General features: G+C 66.4%; 29 protein-coding genes. 18 read left to right on the top strand and 11 right to left on the bottom strand.

What is annotated here, in order from left to right:
* Positions 1 to 22 precede the first annotated feature (22 nt).
* Positions 23 to 1,306 carry an MFS transporter gene (locus LK539_RS14950; protein ID WP_227801811.1) on the top strand — a complete coding sequence of 428 codons (1,284 nt, stop codon included), beginning with the start codon at positions 23 to 25 and terminating at the stop codon, positions 1,304 to 1,306.
* Between the two features lie 94 nt (positions 1,307 to 1,400).
* Positions 1,401 to 2,702 (top strand): sorbosone dehydrogenase family protein, encoded by a 1,302-nt coding sequence (locus LK539_RS14945; protein ID WP_227801810.1) that lies wholly within the window; start codon positions 1,401 to 1,403, stop codon positions 2,700 to 2,702.
* A 1-nt stretch (position 2,703) separates the two neighbouring features.
* Here the strand turns inward: LK539_RS14945 and LK539_RS14940 are convergent, their stop codons facing one another.
* Genes LK539_RS14940 through LK539_RS14925 form a run of 4 tightly spaced genes read right to left on the bottom strand, consistent with a single transcriptional unit; the run spans position 2,704 to position 6,866 of the window.
* Positions 2,704 to 3,033 carry a hypothetical protein gene (locus LK539_RS14940; RefSeq protein WP_227801809.1) on the bottom strand — a complete coding sequence of 110 codons (330 nt, stop codon included), beginning with the start codon at positions 3,031 to 3,033 and terminating at the stop codon, positions 2,704 to 2,706.
* A 2-nt stretch (positions 3,034 to 3,035) separates the two neighbouring features.
* Positions 3,036 to 5,534, bottom strand: coding sequence for a cytochrome c oxidase subunit I (gene ctaD, locus LK539_RS14935; protein WP_227801807.1), 2,499 nt, complete (start codon positions 5,532 to 5,534; stop codon positions 3,036 to 3,038).
* Complete coding sequence (locus LK539_RS14930) at positions 5,531 to 6,460, bottom strand: c-type cytochrome (protein ID WP_227801806.1); 930 nt, start codon at positions 6,458 to 6,460, stop codon at positions 5,531 to 5,533. The genes ctaD and LK539_RS14930 overlap by 4 nt, the downstream gene beginning before the upstream one ends.
* A gap of 7 nt (positions 6,461 to 6,467) precedes the next feature.
* Positions 6,468 to 6,866, bottom strand: coding sequence for a c-type cytochrome (locus tag LK539_RS14925; protein WP_227801805.1), 399 nt, complete (start codon positions 6,864 to 6,866; stop codon positions 6,468 to 6,470).
* Between the two features lie 89 nt (positions 6,867 to 6,955).
* Here LK539_RS14925 and LK539_RS14920 point away from each other — a divergent pair, with 89 nt between their 5' ends.
* From LK539_RS14920 to LK539_RS14910, 3 genes are all read left to right on the top strand, one after another.
* The gene (locus tag LK539_RS14920; RefSeq protein WP_227801804.1) at positions 6,956 to 7,498 is read left to right on the top strand and encodes a cytochrome c; all 543 of its coding nucleotides are present in this window, start codon (positions 6,956 to 6,958) and stop codon (positions 7,496 to 7,498) included.
* Complete coding sequence (locus LK539_RS14915) at positions 7,495 to 7,848, top strand: c-type cytochrome (RefSeq protein WP_227801803.1); 354 nt, start codon at positions 7,495 to 7,497, stop codon at positions 7,846 to 7,848. The genes LK539_RS14920 and LK539_RS14915 overlap by 4 nt, the downstream gene beginning before the upstream one ends.
* A gap of 73 nt (positions 7,849 to 7,921) precedes the next feature.
* Positions 7,922 to 8,770, top strand: a complete 849-nt coding sequence (locus LK539_RS14910) for a fumarylacetoacetate hydrolase family protein (protein ID WP_227801802.1) — start codon at positions 7,922 to 7,924, stop codon at positions 8,768 to 8,770.
* 3 nt (positions 8,771 to 8,773) lie between these two features.
* Here LK539_RS14910 and LK539_RS14905 read toward each other — a convergent pair whose 3' ends face one another.
* Positions 8,774 to 9,328 (bottom strand): carboxymuconolactone decarboxylase family protein, encoded by a 555-nt coding sequence (locus LK539_RS14905; RefSeq protein ID WP_227801801.1) that lies wholly within the window; start codon positions 9,326 to 9,328, stop codon positions 8,774 to 8,776.
* A 116-nt stretch (positions 9,329 to 9,444) separates the two neighbouring features.
* Between LK539_RS14905 and LK539_RS14900 the strand changes: the two genes are divergently transcribed.
* A complete protein-coding gene (locus tag LK539_RS14900) occupies positions 9,445 to 10,770 on the top strand; it encodes an aspartate aminotransferase family protein (RefSeq protein ID WP_227801799.1) in 1,326 nt (441 codons plus the stop codon).
* 194 nt (positions 10,771 to 10,964) lie between these two features.
* Here the strand turns inward: LK539_RS14900 and LK539_RS14895 are convergent, their stop codons facing one another.
* The 3 genes from LK539_RS14895 to yjgA are packed head-to-tail and all read right to left on the bottom strand — an operon-like array spanning position 10,965 to position 12,844.
* On the bottom strand, positions 10,965 to 11,633 hold the full coding sequence (locus LK539_RS14895) for an alpha/beta hydrolase (RefSeq protein WP_227801798.1): 669 nt from the start codon (positions 11,631 to 11,633) through the stop codon (positions 10,965 to 10,967).
* Between the two features lie 10 nt (positions 11,634 to 11,643).
* Positions 11,644 to 12,261: a molybdopterin adenylyltransferase gene (gene mog, locus LK539_RS14890; RefSeq protein ID WP_227801796.1), complete on the bottom strand. Its 618-nt coding sequence runs from the start codon at positions 12,259 to 12,261 to the stop codon at positions 11,644 to 11,646.
* Complete coding sequence (yjgA, locus tag LK539_RS14885; RefSeq protein ID WP_227801795.1) at positions 12,242 to 12,844, bottom strand: ribosome biogenesis factor YjgA; 603 nt, start codon at positions 12,842 to 12,844, stop codon at positions 12,242 to 12,244. Before yjgA ends, mog begins: the two co-directional genes overlap by 20 nt.
* A gap of 107 nt (positions 12,845 to 12,951) precedes the next feature.
* On the opposite strand from yjgA, the gene pmbA reads away from it, so the two are divergent.
* Genes pmbA through LK539_RS14870 form a run of 3 tightly spaced genes read left to right on the top strand, consistent with a single transcriptional unit; the run spans position 12,952 to position 15,012 of the window.
* Complete coding sequence (gene pmbA / locus LK539_RS14880) at positions 12,952 to 14,316, top strand: metalloprotease PmbA (protein WP_227801794.1); 1,365 nt, start codon at positions 12,952 to 12,954, stop codon at positions 14,314 to 14,316.
* A 21-nt stretch (positions 14,317 to 14,337) separates the two neighbouring features.
* On the top strand, positions 14,338 to 14,577 hold the full coding sequence (locus LK539_RS14875) for a hypothetical protein (protein WP_227801793.1): 240 nt from the start codon (positions 14,338 to 14,340) through the stop codon (positions 14,575 to 14,577).
* Between the two features lie 6 nt (positions 14,578 to 14,583).
* A complete protein-coding gene (locus tag LK539_RS14870) occupies positions 14,584 to 15,012 on the top strand; it encodes a DUF1801 domain-containing protein (protein ID WP_227801791.1) in 429 nt (142 codons plus the stop codon).
* A gap of 12 nt (positions 15,013 to 15,024) precedes the next feature.
* Here the strand turns inward: LK539_RS14870 and LK539_RS14865 are convergent, their stop codons facing one another.
* The 3 genes from LK539_RS14865 to paaX form a co-directional block, all read right to left on the bottom strand.
* Positions 15,025 to 15,261 carry a hypothetical protein gene (locus LK539_RS14865; protein ID WP_227801789.1) on the bottom strand — a complete coding sequence of 79 codons (237 nt, stop codon included), beginning with the start codon at positions 15,259 to 15,261 and terminating at the stop codon, positions 15,025 to 15,027.
* The gene (locus tag LK539_RS14860) at positions 15,258 to 16,394 is read right to left on the bottom strand and encodes a M14-type cytosolic carboxypeptidase (RefSeq protein WP_227801787.1); all 1,137 of its coding nucleotides are present in this window, start codon (positions 16,392 to 16,394) and stop codon (positions 15,258 to 15,260) included. Before LK539_RS14860 ends, LK539_RS14865 begins: the two co-directional genes overlap by 4 nt.
* Before the next feature lie 64 nt (positions 16,395 to 16,458).
* On the bottom strand, positions 16,459 to 17,385 hold the full coding sequence (gene paaX / locus LK539_RS14855) for a phenylacetic acid degradation operon negative regulatory protein PaaX (protein WP_227801785.1): 927 nt from the start codon (positions 17,383 to 17,385) through the stop codon (positions 16,459 to 16,461).
* Positions 17,386 to 17,478: 93 nt separating this feature from the next.
* On the opposite strand from paaX, the gene paaA reads away from it, so the two are divergent.
* From paaA to paaK, 9 genes are all read left to right on the top strand, one after another.
* The gene (gene paaA / locus LK539_RS14850; protein WP_227801783.1) at positions 17,479 to 18,468 is read left to right on the top strand and encodes a 1,2-phenylacetyl-CoA epoxidase subunit PaaA; all 990 of its coding nucleotides are present in this window, start codon (positions 17,479 to 17,481) and stop codon (positions 18,466 to 18,468) included.
* Between the two features lie 100 nt (positions 18,469 to 18,568).
* Positions 18,569 to 18,853 (top strand): 1,2-phenylacetyl-CoA epoxidase subunit PaaB, encoded by a 285-nt coding sequence (gene paaB / locus LK539_RS14845; protein WP_159701094.1) that lies wholly within the window; start codon positions 18,569 to 18,571, stop codon positions 18,851 to 18,853.
* 8 nt (positions 18,854 to 18,861) lie between these two features.
* A complete protein-coding gene (gene paaC / locus LK539_RS14840) occupies positions 18,862 to 19,614 on the top strand; it encodes a 1,2-phenylacetyl-CoA epoxidase subunit PaaC (protein WP_227801782.1) in 753 nt (250 codons plus the stop codon).
* Positions 19,614 to 20,126 (top strand): 1,2-phenylacetyl-CoA epoxidase subunit PaaD, encoded by a 513-nt coding sequence (paaD, locus tag LK539_RS14835; RefSeq protein WP_227801781.1) that lies wholly within the window; start codon positions 19,614 to 19,616, stop codon positions 20,124 to 20,126. Before paaC ends, paaD begins: the two co-directional genes overlap by 1 nt.
* A gap of 1 nt (position 20,127) precedes the next feature.
* On the top strand, positions 20,128 to 21,204 hold the full coding sequence (gene paaE / locus LK539_RS14830; RefSeq protein ID WP_227801780.1) for a 1,2-phenylacetyl-CoA epoxidase subunit PaaE: 1,077 nt from the start codon (positions 20,128 to 20,130) through the stop codon (positions 21,202 to 21,204).
* 179 nt (positions 21,205 to 21,383) lie between these two features.
* On the top strand, positions 21,384 to 22,175 hold the full coding sequence (gene paaG / locus LK539_RS14825; protein WP_227801779.1) for a 2-(1,2-epoxy-1,2-dihydrophenyl)acetyl-CoA isomerase PaaG: 792 nt from the start codon (positions 21,384 to 21,386) through the stop codon (positions 22,173 to 22,175).
* Between the two features lies 1 nt (position 22,176).
* A complete protein-coding gene (gene paaH / locus LK539_RS14820; RefSeq protein ID WP_227801778.1) occupies positions 22,177 to 23,715 on the top strand; it encodes a 3-hydroxyacyl-CoA dehydrogenase PaaH in 1,539 nt (512 codons plus the stop codon).
* A complete protein-coding gene (gene paaI / locus LK539_RS14815; protein ID WP_227801777.1) occupies positions 23,708 to 24,145 on the top strand; it encodes a hydroxyphenylacetyl-CoA thioesterase PaaI in 438 nt (145 codons plus the stop codon). The genes paaH and paaI overlap by 8 nt, the downstream gene beginning before the upstream one ends.
* Positions 24,146 to 24,174: 29 nt before the next feature.
* Positions 24,175 to 25,488 carry a phenylacetate--CoA ligase PaaK gene (gene paaK, locus LK539_RS14810; protein WP_227801776.1) on the top strand — a complete coding sequence of 438 codons (1,314 nt, stop codon included), beginning with the start codon at positions 24,175 to 24,177 and terminating at the stop codon, positions 25,486 to 25,488.

Raw genomic sequence — 25,488 nt, 5'->3', positions numbered from 1 at the left:
GCGGACCGCTTTTTCCCCTCCTATGCAGGCGCCCGCCACTTCGCCACGCCTGACCGGCGTGGCGGTTTTTTTCTACGTGTTCCTGCCCTTCGCGCTGGGACACTACCTATCCTCGCTGCTGCGCAATGCGAACGCGGTGCTGGCCTCGCACCTGGTCGGCGCGCTCGCGCTCACGCCGGGGGAACTGGGGCTGCTCACCAGCGCCTTCTTCTTCGCCTTCGCCTTGGTCCAGCTGCCGGTCGGGATCGCCCTCGACCGCTGGGGACCGCGCCGGGTGCAGCTGGCAATGATGCTGGTCGGCGCGCTCGGCGCCCTGCTGTTTTCGCGCGGGACCGGCTTCACCCAGCTGCTGGTGGCGCGCGCCGTCATGGGATTCGGCCTGGGCGGCTGCTTCATGGCGGCGGTGAAAGCGGTGTCCACCTGGATCGCGCCCAGCAAGCTGCCTTCGGTGCACGGCTACCTGATCGCTGTCGGCGGGCTGGGGGCGGCCACCGCCACCATGCCGGTGCGCCTGGCGCTCGAGTACACCGACTGGCGCGGCCTGTTCGCGATCCTGGCCGGGCTCACCGCCTGTTCCGGACTCCTGATCGCGCTGCTCTACCCGCGCGATACGGCGGCGACGCCCAGGCGCGGCCCGCTTGGCGAAGCCCTGCGCGGGGTGTTCCGGGCGCCGGTGTTTCGCACCACGGCATCGCTGGTGCTGATCCCGCATGCGGTGTTCTTCGGCATCCAGGGCCTGTGGATCGGGCGCTGGCTGACCGACGTCGCGCGCTTCCCGGACGATGCGGTGGCCTACCTGCTCTACATGGGCATGGCCGCGGTGATCTTCGGCGCCATCGCGGTGGGCACGATCACTGAATGGGCAGGGCGGCGCGGTATCGCTCCGCTCGACGTGGCGGCGGCCGGCATCGGCGTCTTCCTGCTGGTGCAGGCGGCCTTCATCGTCAACTACCAACCGAGCTTCCAGCTGCTGTCGGTGCTGTTCACGCTGGTGGGGACGATCACGGGCATCGAGTACGCCATCATCGCCCAGTCGATGCCGCGCGAATTGACCGGGCGCGCGGCCACCTGCCTGAACCTCCTGATCTTCATCGGCGCCTTCGTGGTGCAGGCGGGCTTCGGCCTGCTGGTCGGGCTGTGGACACCGGATGCGGGCGGCCATGCGCCGGCGATCGCCTACCGCGCCGCGTTCGCCGTGCTGGTGGCGGTGCAGCTGCCCGGGCTGGTCAGCTTCGTGCTGCGGCGCCGGCGCGAGCGCCGTGCGGAAGTTGCCGGCGTGGACGAGGCATTGGCGGCGCCATCTTGAGGCCCGGGTCTTCGCTGCGCTAACGGGCGGCACGCAATGCGCGGATTGGCTAGCATCTGGCGACGCGGACGCCGCCCGCCCACAGGAGAAGACCATGCGCCCTTATCCAATCGGAGCCGTGCTGTTGCTGCTGGCCGCCTGCGGCGATCGTTCCACCCTGTTGCCAGGCGCCGACGTCGGACCCGCGCCGGTCCTCGCGTCCCCGGTCAAACGCATCATCCCCACCGTCGACATTGCTCCCGCCAGGGGCTGGCCGTCCGGCGGCGCGCCAAGCGCAGCAAGCGGCCTCGCGGTAAAAGCCTTTGCCGACGGGCTCGATCACCCGCGCTGGCTACTGGTGCTGCCCAACGGCGACGTGCTGGTGGCCGAGACCAATGCCCCCGAGCGTCCCGAGGACAAGAAGGGGATCCGGGGCTACGTGATGGGCAAGGTGATGGCCAGGGCCGGCGCCGCCGTGCCGAGCGCGAACCGCATCACGCTGCTGCGCGATGCCGACGGCGACGGCGTGGCCGAAACGAAGTCGGTCTTCCTCAAGGGGCTGAATTCGCCCTTCGGCATGGCCCTCGTGGGCGACATGCTGTACGTGGCCAATACCGACGGCATCCTGCGCTTCCCCTATCGTGGCGGCGATACCGCGATCACGGCCAGTGGACAGCCGGTGGCGCCGCTGCCGGCAGGGCCCTTGAACCACCACTGGACCAAGAACATCATCGCCAGCCCGGACGGCCGCCGGCTGTACGCCACGTCGGGCTCGAACAGCAACGTCGCCGAGAACGGCATGGACAAGGAGGTCGACCGCGCCGCCATCCTCGAGGTCGACATCGCCAGCGGCCGCACCCGCACCTATGCTTCCGGCCTGCGCAACCCGAACGGCATGGCATGGAATCCGGAGACCGGCGTGCTGTGGACCGTGGTGAACGAACGCGACGAACTGGGCAGCGACCTGGTGCCGGACTATCTCACGTCGGTAAATGAGGGCGGCTTCTACGGCTGGCCGTACAGCTACTACGGCAGGCATGTGGACGAGCGCGTCACGCCGCCGCGCCCCGACCTGGTCGCCAGGGCGATCGTGCCCGACTACGCCCTCGGCGCGCACGTGGCGGCGCTGGGACTAGCTTTTTACAAGGGCGCGTTGCTGCCCCGGTTCGCGGGCGGCGCCATCATCGGCCAGCACGGCTCCTGGAACCGCAAGCCCCTGTCGGGCTATAACGTCGTCTACGTGCCGTTCAAGGCGGGCCAGCCGGCCGGCAAGCCGGTCGAGATACTGGGCGGCTTCGTGAATAACAAGGGCGAGGCGCTCGGGCGGCCGGTTGGCGTGGCGGTGGACAAGGCCGGGGCCATCCTGGTGGCGGACGATGTCGGCAATGTCATCTGGCGCGTGACGCCGGCGCAGTGAGTCAGGCGCAGCCGGCGACCAGCAGGACCGGCAGCCCGGTCCACAGGATACCCACCAATGCCAGCAGGGCGCCCAGCGCCGCCGACCAGTCCAGCAAGCCGGCGTTACCCGCATTGCGCAGGATGCCGCGCTCGCGCCACAGCAGCCATGCGCACGCCAGCAGCGCCAGCGCGGTGGCAATCCCGAGCAGCACCCGGTCCGGCCCGCCCGCGCGCATCGCGGCCGGCGTGCACTGCGCCGCGGCCAGCAGGTAGCAGAAGGTAAAGTGCGCCGCCCAGACCAGCAAGGGCAGGGTGCCGCGCAGGAGCTGCCGGAAGAAGTGATCTTGCATGACTACTCCATCAACAGCGGAAGGATGCGCACCAGCGCCATGCCGGCGATGCCCTGCAGGGTCGTGTAGTGCCACAGCAGGGCGACGTTATCGAGCGTGGCACGGCTGTGCTCACCCAGGTGACCGCGCCAGGCCCGCAGAACCAGGTAGGGACCGGCGATCGCCAGCACCACCACGTGCAGCCCCTGGTAGCCGAGCAGGCCGCCGATTGCCGCGCCCCAGGCGCTGGCGCTCGGATCGAGGCCCGCGGACTGGTGCCCGCGCAGGTCCAGCAGGAAGGAGGCCGCCATGCAGCCCAGCGCCATCAGCACCAGCCAGGGCAGGCGCCGCTTGCCGAGCGCACGGACGGCCAGCAGCATCAGCACGGAGCTGGCCAGCAGCAGGCCGCCGGAGGCCAGCTGCCATGGCAGTTCCGGCAGCGCGGCGCCGGGCGGCGGGCAGACCATCAGGCGCATCGAAATGTGCACGTAGGCGTAGCCGAAGGAGGCGAAGATGAAGGCGTCGACCACCAGCATCACCATCGTGCCCCACCACGACTGCGAGGAAGTGGTTTTCGCGTTCACCGGCAGCACCAGGTCGTCGGCGACGCGCGCCTCATGGATGGGCGGCTTGCGGTCCGATTGCCACAGCCAGGCGATGGTGCCGCCCACCGCCATCAGCCCGAAGATCCAGGCCAGCAGCATTGCCTTGACCGTCAGCAGCAGGAAGAAACCCGCCGTGCCGAGGGCGGCAATGACGGGCAGCCAGCTGTCGCCCGGCAGCACCATCAGGTAGCGCGGCTCGCCCTTGACCGGGCTGGTGGCGATGGTCTCGCGCAGGCCGGTGGCGGTTTGCGGGAGGTAGTGCTGGCCGCGGTCCACTTCCTCCGACAGGGTAGGCTGGTCCCACAGCGGATTGGTCGAGGTGATGCGGGGGATGCTGCGGTTGCCGTAGGATTCCGAGGTGAGCCATTCCAGGGTCGGCGCATTCCAGGGGTTGCCGACTTCCTTTTCGGGGCGGCGCAGGGTGCGCACGGCATCGACGATGAACAGCAGCACGCCGAAGGCGAAGACGAAAGCGCCGACCGTGGACAGCATGTTCAGGACGTCCCAGCCCATCTGGGCGTCATAGGTATAGACCCGGCGCGGCATGCCGTACAGGCCGGTGATGTGCATCGGGAAGAAGGCCAGGTTGAAGCCCCCGAACATCAGCCAGAAGACCCAGCGCGCCATGCGCTCGGACAGGGCCTGGCCCTTGACCAGCGGCAGCCAGTAATACATCGCGGCGAACACCGGGAATACCATCCCGCCGATCAGCACGTAGTGCAGGTGGGCCACGATGAAGTAGGTGTCATGCGCCTGCCAGTCGAAGGGAATCACGGCCACCATCACCCCGGTCAGCCCGCCCAGCACGAAGATGAACATGAAGCCCATCAGGAACAGCGCCGGCGACGTCATGCGCACGCGCCCGTTCCACAGGGTGGCGATCCAGGCGAACACCTGGATGCCGGTCGGGATCGCGACCGCCATGCTGGCCGCCGAGACGAAGCTCATCTCCAGCACGCCCAGGCCGGACGTGAACATGTGGTGGGCCCACAGCCCGAAGCTGAAGAAGCCGACGCCGACCAGGGCCACGATGATGGCGCGCCGGCCCACCAGCGGGGTGCCGGCGATGGTCGGGATCATGGTCGAAACCATCCCGGCGGCCGGCAGGAAGATGATGTAGACCTCGGGGTGGCCGAAGAACCAGAACAGGTGCTGCCACAGGATCGGGTCGCCGCCGCGCTCGGCGATGAAGAAGGGCCAGTCGAAGGCGCGCTCCAGTTCCAGCAGGGCGGTGCCGGCGATCACGGCCGGGAAGGCAAACACGATCATCACCGCCACCACCAGCATGGCCCAGGCGTAGACCGGCATGCGGCGCAGCGTCATGCCGGGCGCGCGGGTGAACAGGATGCCGACGATCAGCTCGACCGCGCCGGCGATCGCCGAGATCTCGATGAAGCCGATCCCCAGCAGCCAGAAGTCGGCGTTCAGGCCGGGCGAATACGCGTTGCCGGTATAGGGCGGGTACATGAACCAGCCGCCGTCCGGCGCCAGCCCCACGAAGATGGTGCAGAAGAAGGCCAGGCCGCCGAAGGCATAGGCCCAGTAGGCATAGGCCGACAGGCGCGGGAAGGGCAGGTCGCGTGCGCCCAGCATGTTCGGCAGCAGGTAGACCGCGATCGCCTCGACGATCGGGATCGCGAACAGGAACATCATCACCGTGCCGTGCATGGTGAAGACCTGGTTGTAGGTGCTCGGCGAGAGCAGGGTGTTGTCGGGCACGGCCAGCTGGACCCGCATCACCAGCGCCAGGATGCCGGCCAGGATGAAGAACAGCAGGGCGGTGCCGATGTAGAGCAGGCCGATGCTGGTGTTGTTGACCGACTTGAAGAAGCGCCAGCCGGTGGGCGTGCGCCAGACTTCCTGGAGGCGCTCGAATTCGCCTTCCGGGCGCGGCAAGGAGTTGGGGAGCTGCGTCATTTCAGGTGCTCGAGGTAGGTGGACAGCGCGCGCAGCGCTTCGGCGTCGAGGTCGGGGGAGCCCGGCATGAACACGCCTGGTTTGCTTGCTTGCGGGTCGGCGATCCAGCCCTGCAGGGTGGCGCGGTGGGTGCGCAGCAGGCCGGCGCCGATGTACATGCGGCTGCCGACGTGGGTCAGGTCCGGCCCCAGGCGTGCGCCTTCGGCCACGCCGCGGATCGTGTGGCAGGCCTGGCAGCGCTGTTCGAGGAAGGCAGTGCGGCCGCGCTCCAGCACCGGGCTGTTCGCAGGCAGGGCCGGCCGCGCCTGGCGCGCCAGCCAGGCATCGAATTCCTGCGGGGTCGAGGCCACCACGTGCAGTGCCATTTTCGCGTGCTGGGCGCCGCAGTATTCGGCGCACTGGCCGCGGTAGATGCCGGGCTTGTCGGCGCGCAGGGTGAGGCTGGTGACGCGGCCCGGCACCATGTCGCGCTTGCCCGCGAGCGCAGGCACCCACAGGCTGTGGATCACGTCGGCGGAGTTCAGGCCCAGGTGGACCGCGCGCCCGGTCGGGATGTGGATCTCGTTGGCGGTGACGACTTCCAGCCCGCTGGCCGGGTCGCGGTAGCGCACCTCCCACCACCACATCTTCGCCGTCACCGAGATGCTCAGCGCCCCGTGCGAGGACTGCGGCGCCAGCTGGGCGCTGCGCCAGGTGCTCCAGCCCAGCAGCGCGCTCAAGACCACCACCGGGAAGGCGATGCCTCCGCCACCGATCCACAGCAGGGCGCCGGCCGGCCGTTCCTGGCGCCGCAGGCTCAGGTACAGCAGCGCCATCACGGCGAAGAGAATCAGGGCGCCGGCGCCGAACATCACCCAGGCGAACTGGCTGATGATGGCGGCGTCCCAGCCGCCCGGGTGCAATACCGATTGCAGCGTGTTCTCCATGCGCGGCCTACCTGAGCGTGTACAGGAAGGCCGCCATGTGGCGCGCCTCCTGTTCCGTGAGGCCCATCGGCGGCATCTCGGTGCCGGGCTTGACGGCGTGCGGCACGCGCAGCCAGCGCACCATATTGTCGGGCCGGTTGGGGATGCCGCCCGCGATGTAGCTGAGGCGCCCGATGTAGTCGAGCGCCGGACCGGCGTCTCCGGCGGCGCCCTGCACCCCGGGGATCACGTGGCAGGCGCCGCACTGGTACTGGGTCACGAGGCGCAAGCCCTGCCCGGCGTCACCGCCGGGGACGATCGAGCGCGGCGCTTCCTTGCATCCGGCAAGCAGGGCCGCGCAGGCCAGGAGCAGGCCGGCATGTCGTGTGCTTTTGCTGACGGAATCGTAGAGAGGACGGGTGCGCACGCTTGGAAATCGCAATTGTGTAGTGGCTTTTATAATACACAAACAATGATGTAATTTTTTTAACTACTCCAATCGGACGCACCCCTGTCATGCTTTCGAACCGACGCCGGCTGATCGTGAAGACCGCTGTATTGACGCTGGTGGCAGCGGGCGTCACCGCGGGAGCTGCCGGCCTGGCGCTCCTGTACGGCGGCTGGTACAACATCGGCGCCACCGCCCAGCACTTTCCCTTTGTGTACTCGGTGCTGGAAGAGGGGATGAAGCACTCGGTGCGCAATCACGCGCAGGAAGTGCGCGTGCCGCAGCTGGGCGCTGAGCAGCAGCTGCGCCTGGGCGCGCAGGTCTACCGCGACAAGTGCGCCCAATGCCATGGCGGGCCCGGGTTCGCGCAGTCGAGCATCGGCATGAGCATGCAGCCGATCCCCGGTCCGCTGGTGGACGCGACCCAGCGCTGGGAGGCGCGCGAGCTGTACTGGATCACGAAGCACGGCATCAAGATGAGCGGCATGCCGGCCTGGGAATATCACCTGCGCGAAGACGAGATCTGGGCGGTGGTGGCCTTCGTGACGGTGCTGCCGACCATGAGCGCGCAGGATTACCGCGTCGCGACCGCACAGGGAGCTGGCAAATGAAGGCGCTCCCGGTTTTCGTACTCGGACTGGCGCTGGCCGGCTGCGCGCCCAAGCGCCCACCGGCTGGGGCGCAGGGCGACCCGGAGCGCGGCAAGGTCGCCGTGACCCAGTACGCCTGCCAGTCCTGCCACATGATTCCCGGCGTGCCCGGATCGAAGGTCTACGTCGGCCGGCCTTTGGAAGACATGGCGCGGCGCAAGGTGCTGGCCGGTGGGGTGCCGAACGACCAGGCCGGCCTGGTGCGCTGGATCCGCGATCCGCAATCGGTCGACCCGAATACCGCCATGCCGAATATGGGCGTGAGCGAACGCGATGCGCTCGACATCAGCGCCTATCTCCTCACCCGGTGACCTGGGGCGCCGATCCTTGGTATCATCGCCGCCTGCCCACAGCCGGGCATGTTCACAACAGGGAAAGACGACAATGAGATTGGTGCGCTATGGCCGCCCGGGCAAGGAAAAGCCGGGCCTGTTCGACGAAGAGGGCCGCCTGCGCGACCTGTCCGGGATCATCGACGACATCGACGCCTCCCAGCTGGGCGACAAGGCGCTGCGCAAGCTGGCCAAGGTCGACTGGAAGACCCTGCCGCTGGTACGCGGCAATCCGCGCCTGGGCGTGCCGGTCAAGGGCGTTGGCAAGTTCATCGGCATCGGCATGAACTACGCCGACCACGCCGCCGAGACCGGCGCCGCGGTGCCGAAGGAACCGATCTTCTTCACCAAGGCCATCAGCTGCCTGTCCGGTGCGGACGACCCGATCCAGCTGCCGAAGGGCTCGAAGAAGACCGACTGGGAAGTCGAGCTGGGCGTGGTGATCGGCGCGCGCGCGCAGTATGTGAAGGAAGAAGATGCGCTGAAGTACGTGGCGGGCTACTGCGTGGTCAACGACGTCTCCGAGCGCGCCTTCCAGTTCGAGATGGGTTCGCAGTGGGACAAGGGCAAGGGCTGCGACACCTTCGGCCCGATCGGCCCCTTCCTGGTCACGCGCGACGAGATCTATGACGTGCAAGACCTCGACCTCTACCTGGAACTGAACGGCAAGCGCATGCAGACCGGGAATACCTCGAAGATGATCTTCACGGTGGCGCACATCGTCAGCTACGTGTCGCGCTTCATGACGCTCGAACCGGGCGACATCATCACCACCGGCACGCCGCCGGGCGTGGGAATGGGTCGTTCGCCGCAGCGCTTCCTCAAGAAGGGCGACAAGCTGAGGCTGGGGATTGCGGGCCTGGGCGAGCAGCAGCAGGAAGTGCTGGCCTTCCCGAAGTAAGCCCTAGTCAGGCAGCGGTGCCGCGTTTGACGCCGGCACCGCCGTCCTGGCCGTATTCATCACCATGGCCAGGAAGGTGTAATACCCGTTCAGTCCCATCAGGTCGACCACCCCCTGCTCGCCGAACAGCGCGAGCGCATCCGCATACACCCGGTCCGACACCGACTTCCCCTCGTGCAGCTCGATGCAGAAGTCGTGCACCACCGCTTCGTCCACCAGCATGTCCTCCGGCCGGCGCCGCTCGGCGATCGCCTCGATCACCGAGGACGGAATCCCCACCTGCGCTGCGATCGGCGCGTGGATCGCCCATTCCACCTGCTGGTTCCACTGGCGCGCCGTGACCAGGATCGCCAGTTCCGACAGCCTGACCCCGATCGCGCTGCGGTAGCGCAGGTATTCGCCCATGCGCTGCGCGTACTCCATCAGTTCCGGGCTGCGCAGCAGCGGCACGAAGGGCCCGTAGACCGCGCCGCGCGGACCGTCGATAATGGCCTGCGCCGCGGCGCGTTGGGCGGCGCTCATCTCTTCCGGCGCAATCGGTCCTAGTCGGTCGCTCATGGCGGGACAGCATTTGTTGTAATTGGTAAATAATTGCACAGCGTCCATCAAAAATCAAAAGAACCGGCGCGCAGCACGCTTATTGTCAAATCCTTCCACTTCCGAAGGGAGCCGTAATGAGCCACATCCTCCACCGCAACCTGCGCCAGGTGCCGCCGACCGCGGTCTCGGGCGACGGCATCCGCATGCGCGACAAGGCCGGCCGCGTCTATATCGACGCCAGCGGCGGCGCGGCCGTGTCTTCGCTGGGCCATGGCCACCCGGACGTGATCGCGGCCATGCACCGCCAGATCGACCGCTGCGCCTATGCCCACACCGCCTTCTTCACCACCGACGCGGCCGAGGAACTGGCGGACCGCTTGATTGCCGGCGCGCCGCAGGACATCGGCGGCGTCTACCTGGTTTCGGGCGGGTCGGAAGCGATGGAGACGGCGCTGAAGCTGGCGCGCCAGTACTGGGTCGAGGCGGGCGAGCCGCAGCGCCACCTGTTCATGGCGCGCCGCCAGAGCTACCACGGTAACACGCTGGGCGCGCTGGCGGTCGGCGGCAACGAATGGCGCCGCAAGGCCTTCGCGCCGCTGCTGATGGACACGGTGCGGGTGGCGCCCTGCTACGAATACCGCGGCCGCGCTGCCCACCAGAGCGTGGACGACTACACCGCCGGCCTGCTGGACGAACTGGAAACCCGGATCCTCGAGGCGGGGCCGGACAACATCATCGCTTTCGTGGCCGAGCCAGTGGTGGGCGCGACCGGCGGCGCGATCCCGCCCACGCCCGGCTACTTCCAGGGCGTGCGCGACATCTGCGACCGCTACCGCATCCTGTTCATCGCCGACGAAGTGATGTGCGGGATGGGCCGCACCGGCAGCATGTATGCGATCGAGCAGGACGGCGTGGCGCCGGACATCATCGCCATCGCCAAGGGCCTGGGCGCCGGCTACCAGCCGATCGGCGCGGTGCTGGCGCACCAGACCATCATCGACTGCCTGCGCGGCGGCAGCGGCGTGTTCCAGCATGGCCACACCTACATCGGCCACCCGGTGGCGGCAGCCGCGGCGCTGGAAGTGCAGAAGGTGATCGAGCGCGACGATCTACTGGGGCGGGTGCGCAGCCGCGGCGCGACGCTGCGGCGCATGCTGGGCGATGTGTTCGGGACCCACGAGCACGTGGGCGACATCCGCGGCCGCGGACTGTTCCTGGCGCTGGAATTCGTGCAGGACCGCGCCAGCAAGACGCCCTTCGCGCCGGAGCGCAAGCTGCATGCGGCGATCAAGGCCAAGGCGATGGAGAACGGGCTGATGGTCTACCCGATGGGAGGGACGATCGACGGGCAGTATGGCGACCACGTGCTGCTGGCGCCGCCCTTCATTGCGACGGCGGCGGATCTGTCGGAGATCGTGTCGCGGCTGGCGGATGCGGTGGAGGCGGCGTTGAAGCAGTAGTTTTATTCAGCTAGCCGCAAGACCGTCGTTCCGGCGAAGGCCGGAACCCAAGTTTTATGCGTACTACCAAGGCATCGAGCACACGCTAACGCGACGCAACGGAATTGGAGTGAACAATGCCGGTGGTATTGTTCACGCCTTCGCCGGGATGACGGATCAACCTGCGGTGGCTGGAGTATGGGCAGCGTGCCCGCTTACGCCAGCACCTTCCTGATCCACTTCGAGATGTCCTGCACCTCTTCCAGGCACAGCGAATGCTGCATGGCGTACTCGTGCCACTCCACCTTGTAGCCCAGCGACACCAGCACGTCCTTCGACTCGCGTGCGCGCGCAAACGGCACCACGTTGTCGTGGGTGCCGTGGGCCATGAAGATCGGCGTTGCCAGGCTCTCTTCGCTGCGCTCCTGGGCGACCACGGTGGCCAGCGGCAGGTAGCCGGACAGGCACAGCATGCCGGCCAGCTTTTCCGGATGGCGCATGCCGGTCTGCAGGGTCATCGCGCAGCCTTGCGAGAAGCCGGCCAGGATGATGCGCGAGGCCGGGATGCCGCGGGCTTTCTCGCGCGCGATCAGCGCTTCGACGTCGCGCTGCGAGGCGCGCAGGCCGCCTTCGTCTTCGCGGCGGGTCAGCTCGGCGCCGGTGATGTCGTACCAGGCGCGCATCACGTAGCCGCCGTTGATCGTCACCGGCATCGTGTTCGCATGCGGGAACACGAAGCGGATGCCGGGCAGGCCGGAGAGGTCCAGCTCGTTCACGAGCGGCACGAAGTCGTTGCCGTCGGCGCCCAGGCCGTGCAGCCAGATGACCGCCACTTCCGGATTCGGCGCGGTTTCGATCTCGATGTTTTGCAGCAGTTGGGTCATTCGGTTTCCTTTATGCGGCAGGAGGACGCAAGGCCGACTTCGGGCGGAAGGTCTTGCTCACCGCGGGGTTGGTTTCCATGTAAGGGCCGCCGATCAGGTCGATGCAGTAGGGGACCGCGGCGAAGATGCCGCCGACCACCGTGTTGCCCGCGTCGTCCTTCAGGCCTTCCAGCGTTTCCTTGATCGATTTCGGCTGGCCCGGCAGGTTCATGACCAGGGCCGCGTGATCAGGCGTCTCGCGGATCACGGCGGTCTGGCGCGACAGGATCGCGGTCGGCACGAAGCGCAGGCTGATCTGGCGCATCTGTTCGCCGAAGCCTGGCATCTCTTTCGTGCCGATGGCCAGCGTGGCCTCGGGCGTGAGGTCGCGCCGCGCCGGGCCGGTGCCGCCGGTCGTCAAGACGAGATGGCAGCGCACATTGTCGACCAGGTCGACCAGGGTGCGTTCGATCTCCGCGCGCTCGTCGGGGATCAGACGCGTTTCGATACGATATGGCGTGGTGATCGCCGAAGCAAGCCAGTCGGACAACGCCGGGATGCCCTTGTCCTCATAGATCCCGCCGCTGGCGCGGTCCGAGACCGACACCAGGCCAATCACCAGGGTTTGATCACTCGTCGTCGGAGTCATCGTCAACCGGTTCTTCGTCTTCTTCGGCGGCTGCCTGCTTCGACTTCTTGCCCAGGTCCTTCAGGATCTGGAAGATCTCGCGGTAGGCCTTGGGCGGCTTGTTCTCGGCCTGTTCCTTGCGCGCGTTGCGGATCAGGGTGCGCAGGTGCTGCACGTCCAGTTCCGGGTTCTCTTCCAGGAGCTGGGTCAGGGCCTTGTCGTCAGCGAGGAGCTTCTCGCGGCGGCGCTCGAGCGCGTGCAGGGCCGCGGTTTCGGCCTTGGAGGCGCCTTTCCAGCTGTCGATGGTGCGCTTGATGACGTCGACTTCCGCCTCGTCCAGCGTACGCATCTTCTTGCCCACGAACTGCAGCGCGCGGCGGCGGCCTTCGTGGTTGGTGATGGTCTGGCAAGTGAGGATGGCTTCCTTGACGTCTTCCGGCATCTCGACGCGCTTGACGCGGTCGCGGGGCGCCTCCACCAGCTGTTCGCCGAGCTTTTGCAGCTCGTTCGACTGGCGCTTGGCTTCGGACTTGGAAGGACGTTCGTATTCTTGATCGAACTCGTTGGACTGGAAGCCCACGGAGCCGCGGTTTGGATTAGGCATAATCTATGGATTGACTCGGATTGATCCGATTGGCTCGGGGCCTGTCAGTGAAAACTGTAAACGGCTGCTATGATAACTGTTTTAGGGCGAGCTACGAAAAACACGACATGAACGACTCCGCGATCACCTCTGCGTTTTCCCATACCCAGGACCAGCTGAAACAGCTTGCCCGCGACGTATTGGCGTTCGCGAAAGAGCAGGGCGCCACCGATGCCTCGGTCGAAATCAGCGAAGGCAGCGGCCTGTCGGTTTCCGTGCGTAAAGGCAAGATCGAGACGATCGAACAGAACCGCGACAAGGGCATCGGCGTCACCGTCTACTACGGACAGCGGCGCGGCAATGCCAACACCTCGGACTTTTCCACCAAGTCGCTGAAGGACACGGTGGAAGCGGCCTGGAACATCGCCCGCTTCACCGCCGAAGACGATTGCGCCGGCCTGCCGGACGCCGAGCTGCTGGAACTGAACCCGCGCGACCTGCGCCTGTTCTATCCCTGGCAGATCAGCACCGAGGAAGCCGTCGAATTGGCCCAGCGCTGCGAGAACGCCGCGTTCGAGGTCGACCCGCGTATCACCAACAGCGAGGGTTCCAGCGTCTATGTGCAGCAGTCGCACTTCGTCGGCGCCAACTCGCGCGGTTTCATCGGCGGCTACCCGTTCTCGCGCCACACCATCTCGGTGGCGCCGATCGCCGGCAAGGGCAACCGCATGCAGCGCGACGACTGGTACACCTCGGCGCGCGATCCGAAAAAGCTGGGCAAGCCGGAAGCGGTCGGCCGCTACGCCGCCGAGCGCGCGCTGGCGCGCCTGAACGCGCGCAAGCTCGACACCCGTACCTGCCCGGTGCTGTTCGAAGCGCCGCTGGCCGCCGGCCTGCTCGGCTCCTTCGTGCAGGCCGTCTCGGGTGGTGCGCTGTACCGCAAGTCGAGCTTCCTGCTCGACACCCTCGGCAAGCAGGTGTTCCCGGAGCACATCAGCATCGTCGAAGACCCGCACCTGATCGGCGCGGTCGGCTCCGCCCCCTTCGACGAAGAGGGCGTGCGCACCAGCCGCCGCAAGGTGGTCGACGCCGGCGTGCTGCAGGGTTACTTCCTGTCCTCGTACTCGGCGCGCAAGCTGGGTATGCAGACCACGGGTAACGCCGGCGGCTCGCACAACCTCGACATCGTCTCTTCCCAGACCAAGCGCGCCGACGACTTCGAAGGCATGCTGCGCAAGATGGGCACCGGCCTGCTCGTCACCGAGTTGATGGGCCAGGGCGTCAACTACGTCACCGGCGACTATTCGCGCGGCGCGTCCGGCTATTGGGTCGAGAACGGCGTGATCCAGTATCCGGTGGAAGAAATCACCATCGCGGGCAATATGCGCGAGATGTTCACCCAAATCGTGGCAATCGGTAACGATGTCCTTTCTCGTGGCAACAAATCGACCGGCTCGATCCTCATCGAGAAGATGGTCGTTGCCGGAACTTAAGAAACTGAGCCGGAGGAAAGCATGAGCAAGTTCATTCGTATCGACAAGGAAAACAGTCAGAAGAGCGTCCTGCTCAACCTCGACCTCGTGGCCACCGTCGAGCTGTCGCAGCCGTCCGACCTGTTGAGCTCGGGCAGCGACACGCGCAAGGCCTACGTCACCTTCCTGGCAGCCGACAAGACCACCATTGCCACGCTGCATTTCGATTCGCTCGGGGATGCCGGCAACTGGGTGGGCAAGCACCTGGGCGTCGAACTCTGAGCCGTCATGGCTGAGAACAAGACCAAGGCAAACGGCGCCAGCGTGCGCGCCTATCTCGATGCGATTCCCGACGCGGGCCGGCGCGCAGACTGCGAAGCGCTGGCCGCGTTGATGGAACGGGTGACCGGCAAGCCGCCCGTGATGTGGGGCGACAGCATCGTCGGCTTCGACAGCTACCACTACCGGTACGACAGCGGCCGCGAGGGCGATGCCCCGCTCGCCGGCTTCTCGTCGCGCAAGGGCGACATCAGCCTGTATCTCTCCTGTGGGGAGCCGGAACTGGAAGAATTGCTCGGTCGCCTGGGCAGGCACAAGATGGGCAAGGCCTGCCTGTACCTGCGGCGCCTCGATGACGTCGACCTGAACGTGCTCGAGCAGCTGGTCGCGCAATCGGCAACCGCAACGCGGGCGCGCTACCCCGGCGTCGCGGTCTGAGTCTAGGCCGGTTCAGCCGGTCTGCTCGATGCGGCTGAGCCGCTGGCCGTAGATGCCCCAGGTGACGGGCTCGCCGTCGACCGTCGCCTTCAGGACCCAGCCCGTGCCGATCTTCTCGACCGTCACTTCGGTTTCGAGCTCCTTTGCCACCTTTTCGGCCCAGGTCCGTGCCGCGCCCTGGCCCTTGAACAGCTCCTGGCCCTCGAACACGACGGTGGCGTCGAATACGGAAGCGGAAAAGACGCTCATGCCTTCAGTGCGCGGATGGCGTTGAGCACCGGCTGTAGCACCGCGGCGCCGAGGCGCGCGCTGCGGGCGCCGTCCCAGCCCACCTGCGGGTCAGGATCGTTGGCGTTGTCCTTGAACGGCAGTTCCAGCGTCAAGGACAGGCAGCCGAAGGCGTGGGTGATGTGCGAGGAACCCATGGTCAGGGTCTCGTCGGTGAACGGCGTCTTGCCGTAGCCGTGCACGTCCTGGAAGTCCGGGCTCGCGATCTTGAAGTCTTCGATGAACTGCTTCTGCTGGGCTGCCTGGGCTTCGGTCCAGGTCGGGAGCGACTCGCTGCCGGCCACGAACACGTAGGGCAGGCCCTCGTCGCCGTGCACGTCCAGGCACAGGTCGACGCCGGTTTCGTGCATCTTCTTCAGGACCAGGAACACTTCCGGGCTGCGCTCCAGCGAGGGGTTCATCCACTCGCGGTTCAGGTTGGCGCCGGCCGCGTTGGTGCGCAGGTTGCCGCGCACCGAGCCGTCCGGGTTCATGTTCGGGACCACGTAGAACACGGTTTCCTTGAGCAGCTGGCGTCCGAACGGATGCGCCGGGTCGAGCAGGGCATCGAGCATGCCTTCCACGAACCACTCGGCCATGGTTTCGCCCGGGTGCTGGCGTGCGATCACCCATACCTTCTTCTTCTCGGGCGAAGGTTCGCCGATGACCAGCATGTTCAGGTCGCGGCCGTCGACCGTGTTGCCGAGGTCTAGCATGCGCACGTGCTCGGACATCTGGGCGCGGTCGAGCAGCTCCAGGTGGCGTTCCCACGAATACGGTTCGAAGTAGGCGTAGTAGACGCTGTCCATGCCCGGGGTGTGCTCGATGCTCAAGACCTTGCCGTCGTACGAGGTCGGCACGCGGAACCAGTTGATGCGGTCGTAGCTCGCCATTGCCTGGTAGCCGTCCCAGCCGGCCGGATAGGCCGCCTGGCCGGCGTTCAGGAAGCGGATGGTGCAGGCCTGGCCTTGCGCGCCCTGCAGGCGGAAGTAGAACCACTGGATGATGTCGGCGTGCGAATCCTTGCGGATGTTCAGGTCGATGGCGTTCGCGCTGGTGGCGTTCACGACCTCGATGGCGCCAGCGTCGAACTGGCTGCTGATCTTGATAGACATGGTATGTCCTGGTTGAAAGCTGTTTGAAAGCTGTTGGTGAAAGACGCAGATGATACCGCAATGCTCAGGCCAGGCCGCCGAAGCGCTCAAAGAAGCTGGCCTCGGCCGGGGGCGTGCTGTCATCTTCCTTGCCCAGCATGGCCATCACGTGCGCCTCGGCCTGGCGCCAGGTCAGCCGGTAGATGTCGCGCGCCAGCTGGTAGGCATCGGTGCCCGGCCACGGGTCGGGCAGCAGTTCGAGCGGCAGCATCGGGTCGTGCAGCTGCACCCGGCGGTAGGCGTGGATCAGCAGGGTGCGGATGGCAAAGGCATCCTGCGGCGCGACCTCCTGGCCCCCCTTCAGCTGGGCCAGGAGCGGCGTGAAGCGGTCGATGAACTGGCGGTAGGCGCCGACGACAGCGGACAGGTCCCAGGCGTCGCCCACCAGCTCCGGCAGCGGGCGCGAGCCGACGCCGGGCAGTTCGGCCGCATCGCACACAAACACTTTTCCTTCGGCGCCCGCGCGCGCCAGGATCTCGCGCAGGGTGTCCTGCTGCGGCGCCGGGTGCGCCATCACGCCGGTGGCCAGCATCGCAAAGCCTTCCCATTCCAGCTCCTTGCGCAGCAGGGCGCGCAGGTCGCCGTCGATGCTGCCGTTGGGCGCCAGAACAAAGGTCCAGTGCCCGTCCCAGTGCAGACCGGGCGGAGCATAGATGCGGCGGTTGGCCCGTTCGAAGCGGGGCAGGGCCCTGGGCTCGAGCGCGTAGCGGCTGCGCCGGCCCTCGCGGCTGGCCACCAGCCAGCCTTCCTGTACCAGGCGGAACACGCTGGTGCGCACCAGGCGGTCCGACACGCCCAGGGGACCCAGCAGCTCGATCATGCTGCCCAGCCAGAAAGCGCCGCCGTGCGGGGCGATGGCGTCGCCGCACAGGGTCATCACCAGCGATTTATGGCGCGGCGGGTCGTTCGTCAGGAAGTGGTCGATCCACTCGCCGCTGGTGAGTCGTGTCATGTTGATAAGGTCGCAATATGATTCAAAATTTTGATGTACATCCGATTTTTTGTATCGTATTATGGTTTGGAGAGGTTTGCAACGGAGACCAGCATGTACGCACAGATGGTGGAGACCGGACTCAAGAAAGTCCGTACCGAAGAAGACATGAATGCCGAAGAAGCGGCGTTCCAGGCGCGCATCGACGCCGGCATCAAGATCGAGCCGAAGGACTGGATGCCCGAGGCCTACCGCAAGACCCTGATCCGCCAGATCTCGCAGCACGCGCACAGCGAGATCGTCGGCCAGCTCCCGGAAGGGAACTGGGTCACGCGCGCGCCGACGCTGCAGCGCAAGTCGGTCCTGCTGGCCAAGATCCAGGACGAGGCAGGCCACGGCCTGTACCTGTACAGCGCTGCCGAAACGCTCGGCGTGTCGCGTGACGAGCTGCTGCAGGCCCTGCATGCGGGGAAGGCGAAGTACTCGAGCATCTTCAACTACCCGACCCTGAGCTGGGCCGACATGGGCGCGATCGGCTGGCTGGTCGACGGCTCGGCCATCATCAACCAGATCCCGCTCTGCCGCTGCTCCTACGGTCCGTACGCGCGCGCCATGATCCGCGTCTGCAAGGAAGAGTCCTTCCACGCACGCCAGGGCTACGACATCATGATGGCGCTGGCCAAGGGCACGCCGGAGCAGAAGGCGATGGCGCAGGATGCGCTGAACCGCTGGTGGTGGCCGTCCCTGATGATGTTCGGTCCGTCGGACGCCGAGTCCGTGAACAGCGCGCAGTCGACCGCCTGGCGCATCAAGCTGTTCTCGAACGACGAGCTGCGCCAGCGCATGGTCGACCAGACCGTGCCCCAGGCCGAATACCTGGGCCTCACCATTCCCGATCCGGACCTGAAATGGAACGAGGAGCGCGGCTCCTACGACTTCGGCGAGATCGACTGGAGCGAGTTCCACAACGTCCTGAAGGGCAACGGACCCTGCAACCGCGAGCGCCTGCGCACCCGCGTGAAAGCGTATGAGGATGGCGAATGGTTCCGCGACGCGCTGGTTGCCCACGCCGAGAAGAAGGCCGCCCGCAAGGCCGCCGCATAAGACCGTAGGGTGGGCGGCTCGTAATCCTTGCCACTGGCAAGGATTACCCCGCGCGTTCAACCAGCTTTTGCATGACCGCACAAGAATGACGGAGACAAGAATGAGCAAAGAATGGCCGCTGTGGGAAGTCTTCATCCGCAGCCAGCACGGCCTGGCCCACAAGCATGTGGGCAGCCTGCACGCACCCGACGCCGAGATGGCGATCAATAACGCACGCGACGTCTACACCCGCCGCAACGAAGGCGTGTCGATCTGGGTCGTGCGCGCCCAGGACATCGTGGCCAGCAGCCCGAGCGACAAGGAAGCCTTGTTCGAGCCGGCCAACAGCAAGGTCTACCGCCACCCGACCTTCTTCCCGATGCCGGAAGAAGTCAAGAACCTGTGAGCCTCGCCGTGGATGCCAAGATTGAATACCTGCTGCGCCAGGGCGACAACGCCCTGATCCTGTCGCAGCAGCTGTGCCAGCTGTGCGGCAAGGGCCCGGCCCTGGAAGAAGACATGGCGCTGTCGAACGTCGCCCTCGACCTGCTGGGCCAGACCCGCATGTGGCTGACCTATGCCGGCGAGCTGGAAGGCAAGGGCCGCGACGAAGACCGACTGGCCTTCCACCGCGACGCCCACGACTACCGCAACTGCCTGCTGGTGGAGCAGCCGAACGGCAGCTACGCCGAGGTCATGGTGCGCCAGTTCCTGTTCGATACCTGGCACTACTTCCTGATAGACGGCCTGACCCGCTCCACCTATGCGCGCATCGCCGAGATCGCGCAGAAGTCGATCAAGGAAGTCACTTACCACCTGCGCCGCTCGGGCGACCTGGTGGTGCGCCTGGGCGACGGCACCGACGTCAGCCACGCGAAGATGCAGACCGCACTGGACGAGTTGTGGATGTACAGCGGCGAGATGTTCATCTATGACGCGGTCGACAATGCGATGGTGGAGCAGGGCGTGGCGCCGGCCATCGAGCCGCTGCGCCAGATGTGCCTCGACCACATGGCCGAAGTATTCGCTGAGGCGACCCTCACCATGCCGTCGCCAGAAGCGTACATGCAGCGCGGCGGCAAGCAGGGCCGGCATAGCGAGCGCCTCGGCTACATCCTGGCCGAGATGCAGTTCCTGCAGCGCGCCTATCCGGGAGCGCAGTGGTAATGAGCACCGTGGGCGTCAGCCTTGAGCAGGTCTGGAGCTGGCTCGGCGAGGTCGCCGATCCGGAGATCCCGGTCATCTCGGTGGTGGACCTCGGCATCATCCGTGGCGTCGCCTTTGACGGCGACGCCTGCGTGGTGACGATCACGCCCACGTACTCGGGCTGTCCCGCAATGCAGGTCATTGCCGATGCGGTGAAAGAAGCCTTGCTGTCGCACGGCCTGGAAGACGTCCGCATCCTCACTCGCCTGGCGCCTGCCTGGACCACCGACTGGATGAGCGAGACCGGCAAGGCTGCCCTCAAGGGCTACGGCATCGCGCCGCCCGTGCAGCAGGCGATCGACATCAGCGGCCTGCACGCCGGCATCCGCCGCCGCGCCGCGCCGGAAGTCTCTTGCCCGCACTGCGGCTCGCCCCATACCCAACTGACCAGCGAATTCGGCTCGACCCCGTGCAAGGCGCTGTACAAGTGCCTCGACTGCCGCGAGCCTTTCGACTACTTCAAGTGTCACTAAGATGAGCAAATTCTATCCACTGACCGTGGCGAAGGTGAAGCACGAAACCCGCGACGCCATCGCCGTCACCTTCGACGTGCCGCCGGAACTGAAACCGCAGTTCGCCTACCAGCAGGGCCAACATCTGACCTTGCGCGCGATGATCGACGGCGAGGACGTGCGCCGTTCGTATTCAATCTGCTCGGCGGTGCAGGACGAGAGCCTGCGCGTGGCGATCAAGCGGGTCGGCGGCGGCCTGTTCTCGACCTGGGCCAATGAAGCCTTGAAGCCAGGCGCCACGCTGGAAGTGATGCCGCCGATGGGGCACTTCAACGTGCCGCTCGATCCGACGAGCGAACGTCATTACCTGGCGTTTGCGGCCGGTAGCGGCATCACGCCGATCCTGTCGATCGTGAAGACTACGCTCAAGGCCGAGCCGAAGAGCCGCTTCACCATCGTGTACGGCAACCGCGCCTCGTCGAGCGTGATCTTCCGCGACGAACTGAGCGAACTCAAGGACACCTACATGGACCGGCTCAAGCTGGTGTATGTGATGAGCCGCGAGCAGCAGGACATCGAACTGTTCAACGGCCGCATTACGGAAGAAAAGTGCGGTCACTTCCTCAAGCACTGGATCGACATCAGGGATATTGACGTCGCTTTCATCTGCGGTCCGGAAGACATGATGCACGGCGTCTCGCGTTCGCTGCAGGCGGCCGGCCTGGCAAAGGAAAAGATCCGCATCGAGCTGTTCGCCGCCAGCATCCCCAAGCACGAGCACAAGCCGCGCAAGGTGGAAGTGGGACAGCAGCACCAGACCGAAGTCACCGTCATCATGGACGGCAACGCGGCCAGCTTCACGATGGACAAAGATAAGGAGTCCATTCTCGACGCCGGCCTGCGCGCCGGCATCGACATGCGCTACTCGTGCAAGGGCGGCGTGTGCTCGACCTGCCGCTGCAAGGTGCTCGACGGGCAGGTGGAGATGGATGTGAACTACGCGCTCGAAGACTACGAGGTGGCGCGCGGGTTTGTGCTGAGTTGCCAGAGCTTCCCGATTACCGACAGGGTGGTCGTTGACTTCGACATCGCCGAATAGGCACGAGCGCAACGCTGTTAGCACCACCGCACGCAAAACCGTCGTACGCGCCACTGGCGCCTACGACTTCCGGCGTAGGCCGGAACCCAATTTGACTTTCGCGGCTCAGCAACGAACTTGGGTCCCGGCCTGCGCCGGGACGACGACTCAACGGACAACAATAAAAAACGGAGACACCCATGACCTACGAATCCATCCAGTTCAAGATCGACAAGGGCATCGCCCTCCTGACGCTGAACCGCCCCGATCGCCTGAACAGCTTCACCCAGGCCATGCACCTCGAGGTGCGCGACGCCCTGGATAAGCTGCAAGCCGACAAATCCGTGCGCGTGCTGGTGCTGACCGGCGCCGGCCGCGGCTTCTGCGCGGGCCAGGACCTGTCTGACCGCGCCGTCGAACCGGGCGCCCCGGGCGTCGACCTGGGCGAGTCCGTCGAGAAGTTCTACGCGCCCCTGGTCATGACCCTGAAGTCACTGCCGATGCCCGTCATCTGCGCGGTCAACGGCGTGGCCGCCGGCGCCGGCGCCAACCTGGCCCTGGCCTGCGACATCGTGCTGGCCGCGAAATCGGCCAGCTTCATCGAAGCCTTCTGCAAGCTGGGCCTGATCCCGGACACCGGCGGTACCTGGCACCTGCCGCGCCTGATCGGCCACGCACGCGCGACGGGCCTGGCCATGCTGGGAGATAAGCTCAGCGCCGAGAAGGCCGAGCAGTGGGGCCTGATCTGGGCCTGCGTCCCGGACGAAGCCCTGATGGACCAGGCCATGGCCATGGCCGAGCACTTCGCCGCCGCCCCGACCAAGGGTCTCGCCTTCACCAAGAAAGCCCTGCAGGCCAGCTGGGCCAACACGCTGCCGGAGCAGCTGAAGCTGGAAGGCGAGATGATGCGCGAGCTGGGCTACAGCCACGACTACCGCGAAGGCGTCGCCGCCTTCATCGCCAAGCGCCCGGCGCACTTCAAGGGAGAATAAGATGGCGGCACTGGACAAGGGCAGCGTCGTCGCGGTCGTCGGCAGCGGCGCCATGGGCTCGGGCATCGCCCAGGTCGCGGCCAGCGCCGGCCACCAGGTGCTGCTGTTCGATACGCGCACCGAAGCAGCCGACAAGGCCATCACGGAGATCGGCAAGACCTACGCCAAGCTGGTCGAAAAGGGCCGCATGGACGCCACCGCTGCCGACGAGGCACGCGCGCGCCTCAAGCGCATCGCGTCGCTGCAGGAAGCGGCAGGCGCCGCGCTGGTGGTCGAAGCCATCGTCGAGAACCTGGATGCCAAGCGCGCCCTGTTCACCGAACTGGAAGGCATCGTCGATGAGGACTGCATCCTGGCCACCAACACCTCGTCGATCTCGGTCACCGCGATCGCCGCGCCCCTGCGCCATCCGGAACGCCTGGTCGGCATGCACTTCTTCAATCCGGTGCCCCTGATGGCGCTGGTCGAAGTCATCAGTGGCATCGCAACCAGCAAGGAAGTCGCCGACACGGTCTACGCCACCGCCGAAGCCTGGGGCAAGAACCCGGTGCACGCGAAGTCGACGCCAGGCTTCATCGTCAACCGCGTCGCCCGTCCGTACTACGCCGAAGCGCTGCGCCTGCTGCTGGAGCAGGCGGCAGAACCGGCCACCATCGATGCCGTGCTGCGCGACTGCGGGGGCTTTCGCATGGGTCCCTTCGAGCTGATGGACCTGATCGGCCATGACGTCAACTTCTCGGTGACGAACTCGGTCTACAACGCCTACTTCGGCGATCCGCGCTTCACCCCCTCGATCCTGCAGCAGGAACTGGTCAACGCCGGCTTCCTGGGCCGCAAGACCGGCCGCGGCTTCTATCGCTACGGCGAGGGTGTCGAGAAGCCTGCGCCGCAGACGGAAAGCCCGCAGCCGCGTCCCGCATCGGTCGCGCTCATCGGCAGCGAATCCGGGCAGCTCGCACCCCTGGCCGCGCGCATCGCCGCGGCCGGCTTCGACATGGCGCGCGAGGAAACCCTGGATGCCACCCCCGGCTTCCTGTGCGGGGGCGCTGCCGTTTACCTGACCGATGGCCGTACGGCGACCGAGCGCGCGGCTGAAGCCTGGCACGACGACACCGTCGTCTACGACCTGTTGCTGGACGCCGCCGGCGCCACCCGCATTGCGCTGGCCCGTGCCGACCAGTGCAGCATGGATGCCTACAACGCGGTCGTCGGCATGTTCCAGGCCGCCGGCTTTGCCGTCACCCGCCTGGACGATGTGCCCGGCATGGCCGTGATGCGCACCGTTGCCATGCTGGCCAACGAAGCGGCTGACGCGGTCAACCAGGGCGTATGCAGCGCTAGCGCCGTCGATATCGCAATGCAAAAGGGCGTCAACTACCCGCGCGGTCCGCTGGCCTGGGCCGACAGCGTCGGCCTGGAGCACATCGTCGCCGTGCTGGCCAACCTCGCGACGAGCTATGGCGAAGACCGCTATCGGGTGTCGCCGCTGCTGCGCCGGAAGATCGCGGCCAATCCGCACGGAGCGACGTTCCATGCATAGCGATCCGCAGGCGCTGGCCGAGCTGGCCGGGAAGACCATGTACGAACGCGATCCGGCCAGCCAGGCGCTGGGCATGACGCTGGACGAGATCCGTCCCGGCTACGCGCGCATGTCGATGCGGGTGCGCGGCGACATGCTCAACGGGCACGCGACCTGCCATGGCGGCTACATCTTCATGCTGGCCGACAGCGCCTTTGCCTTTGCCTGTAATTCGCACAACTTCAATACGGTGGGCGCCGGCTGCACCATCGACTACCTGGCGCCCGGACGCGAAGGCGACGTGCTGGTGGCGGAAGCGGTGGAGCAGGCGCTGCAGGGTAAAACCGGCGTCTACGATATCAAGGTGAGCAACCAGGAAGGGCGCACGGTGGCGCTGTTCCGCGGGAAGTCGCACCGCGTGAGCGGCATGGTGGCCGAGGTCGGGCAGTAAAGCTTTCAGCAAGACGATAGGAGGTCGAGATGGTACAACGCACACCAGCCCCGGGCGAACTGGAGCCGATCGAACGCGCCAGCCGCGACGAACTGCAGGCCCTGCAACTGGAGCGCCTGAAGTGGTCGCTGCACCACGCCTACGAGAACGTGCCGCACTACCGCGCCGCGTTCGACGCCGCCGGCGTGCATCCGGAAGACCTGAAGTCCCTGAGTGACCTGGCGAAGTTCCCCTTCACCGACAAGAAGACCCTGCGCGACAACTACCCCTTCGGCCTGTTTGCCGTGCCGCGCGAGCAGGTGGTGCGCATCCACGCCTCGAGCGGCACCACCGGCAAGGCGACCGTGGTCGGTTACACCCGGCGCGATATCGACACCTGGGCCGGTGTGGTCGCACGCTCGATCCGCGCCGCCGGCGGCCGTCCCGGCGACATGGTGCACATCTCCTACGGCTACGGCCTGTTCACCGGCGGCCTGGGCGCGCACTATGGCGCCGAGAAGCTCGGCTGCACGGTGATCCCGATGTCCGGCGGCCAGACCGAGAAGCAGGTCCAGCTGATCCAGGACTTCAAGCCCTCGATCATCATGGTCACGCCTTCCTACATGCTGAACATCGTCGAGGAGTTCACGCGCCAGGGGATCGACCCGGCGACGTCCTCGCTGAAGGTTGGCATTTTCGGCGCCGAGCCCTGGACCGACGCCATGCGCCGCGAGATCGAAACCCGCGCCGGCATCGACGCGGTCGACATCTATGGTCTCTCCGAAGTGATGGGACCGGGCGTGGCAAGCGAGTGCATCGAGAGCAAGGATGGCCCGGTGATCTGGGAAGACCATTTCTACCCCGAGATCATCGACCCCGACACCGGGGCAGTCCTGCCGGACGGCGAGGAGGGCGAGCTGGTGTTCACTTCGCTCAGCAAGGAAGCGCTGCCGATCATCCGCTACCGCACGCGCGACCTGACCCGTTTGCTGCCGCCGACCTCGCGCTCGATGCGTCGCATGGGCCGCATCACGGGCCGCTCGGACGACATGCTGATCATCCGCGGCGTGAACGTGTTCCCGAGCCAGATCGAAGAGATCGTCCTGAAGATGCCGGCGCTGGCGCCGCAATACCAGCTGGTGGTGGCGCGCGACGGTCATCTCGACACGCTGGAAGTGCTGGGCGAACTGCGCGACGGCGCGCTGTCCCCAAACGACGTGGACCTGCTCTGCCGCGAGCTCCAGCACAACATCAAGACCCATGTGGGCGTCACCACGCGCGTGACCTTGAACCCGCCCGGCGGGATCGAGCGCACGCTGACCGGCAAGGCCCGGCGCGTGGTCGACAAGCGCCCAAAAAACTGA

The sequence above is a fragment of the Massilia sp. IC2-476 genome (assembly GCF_020707295.1).
Classification (GTDB): domain Bacteria; phylum Pseudomonadota; class Gammaproteobacteria; order Burkholderiales; family Burkholderiaceae_D; genus Telluria.
The sequence above is the reverse complement of the archived record's forward strand: the minus strand, read 5'-3'. Positions and strand labels throughout refer to the sequence as shown.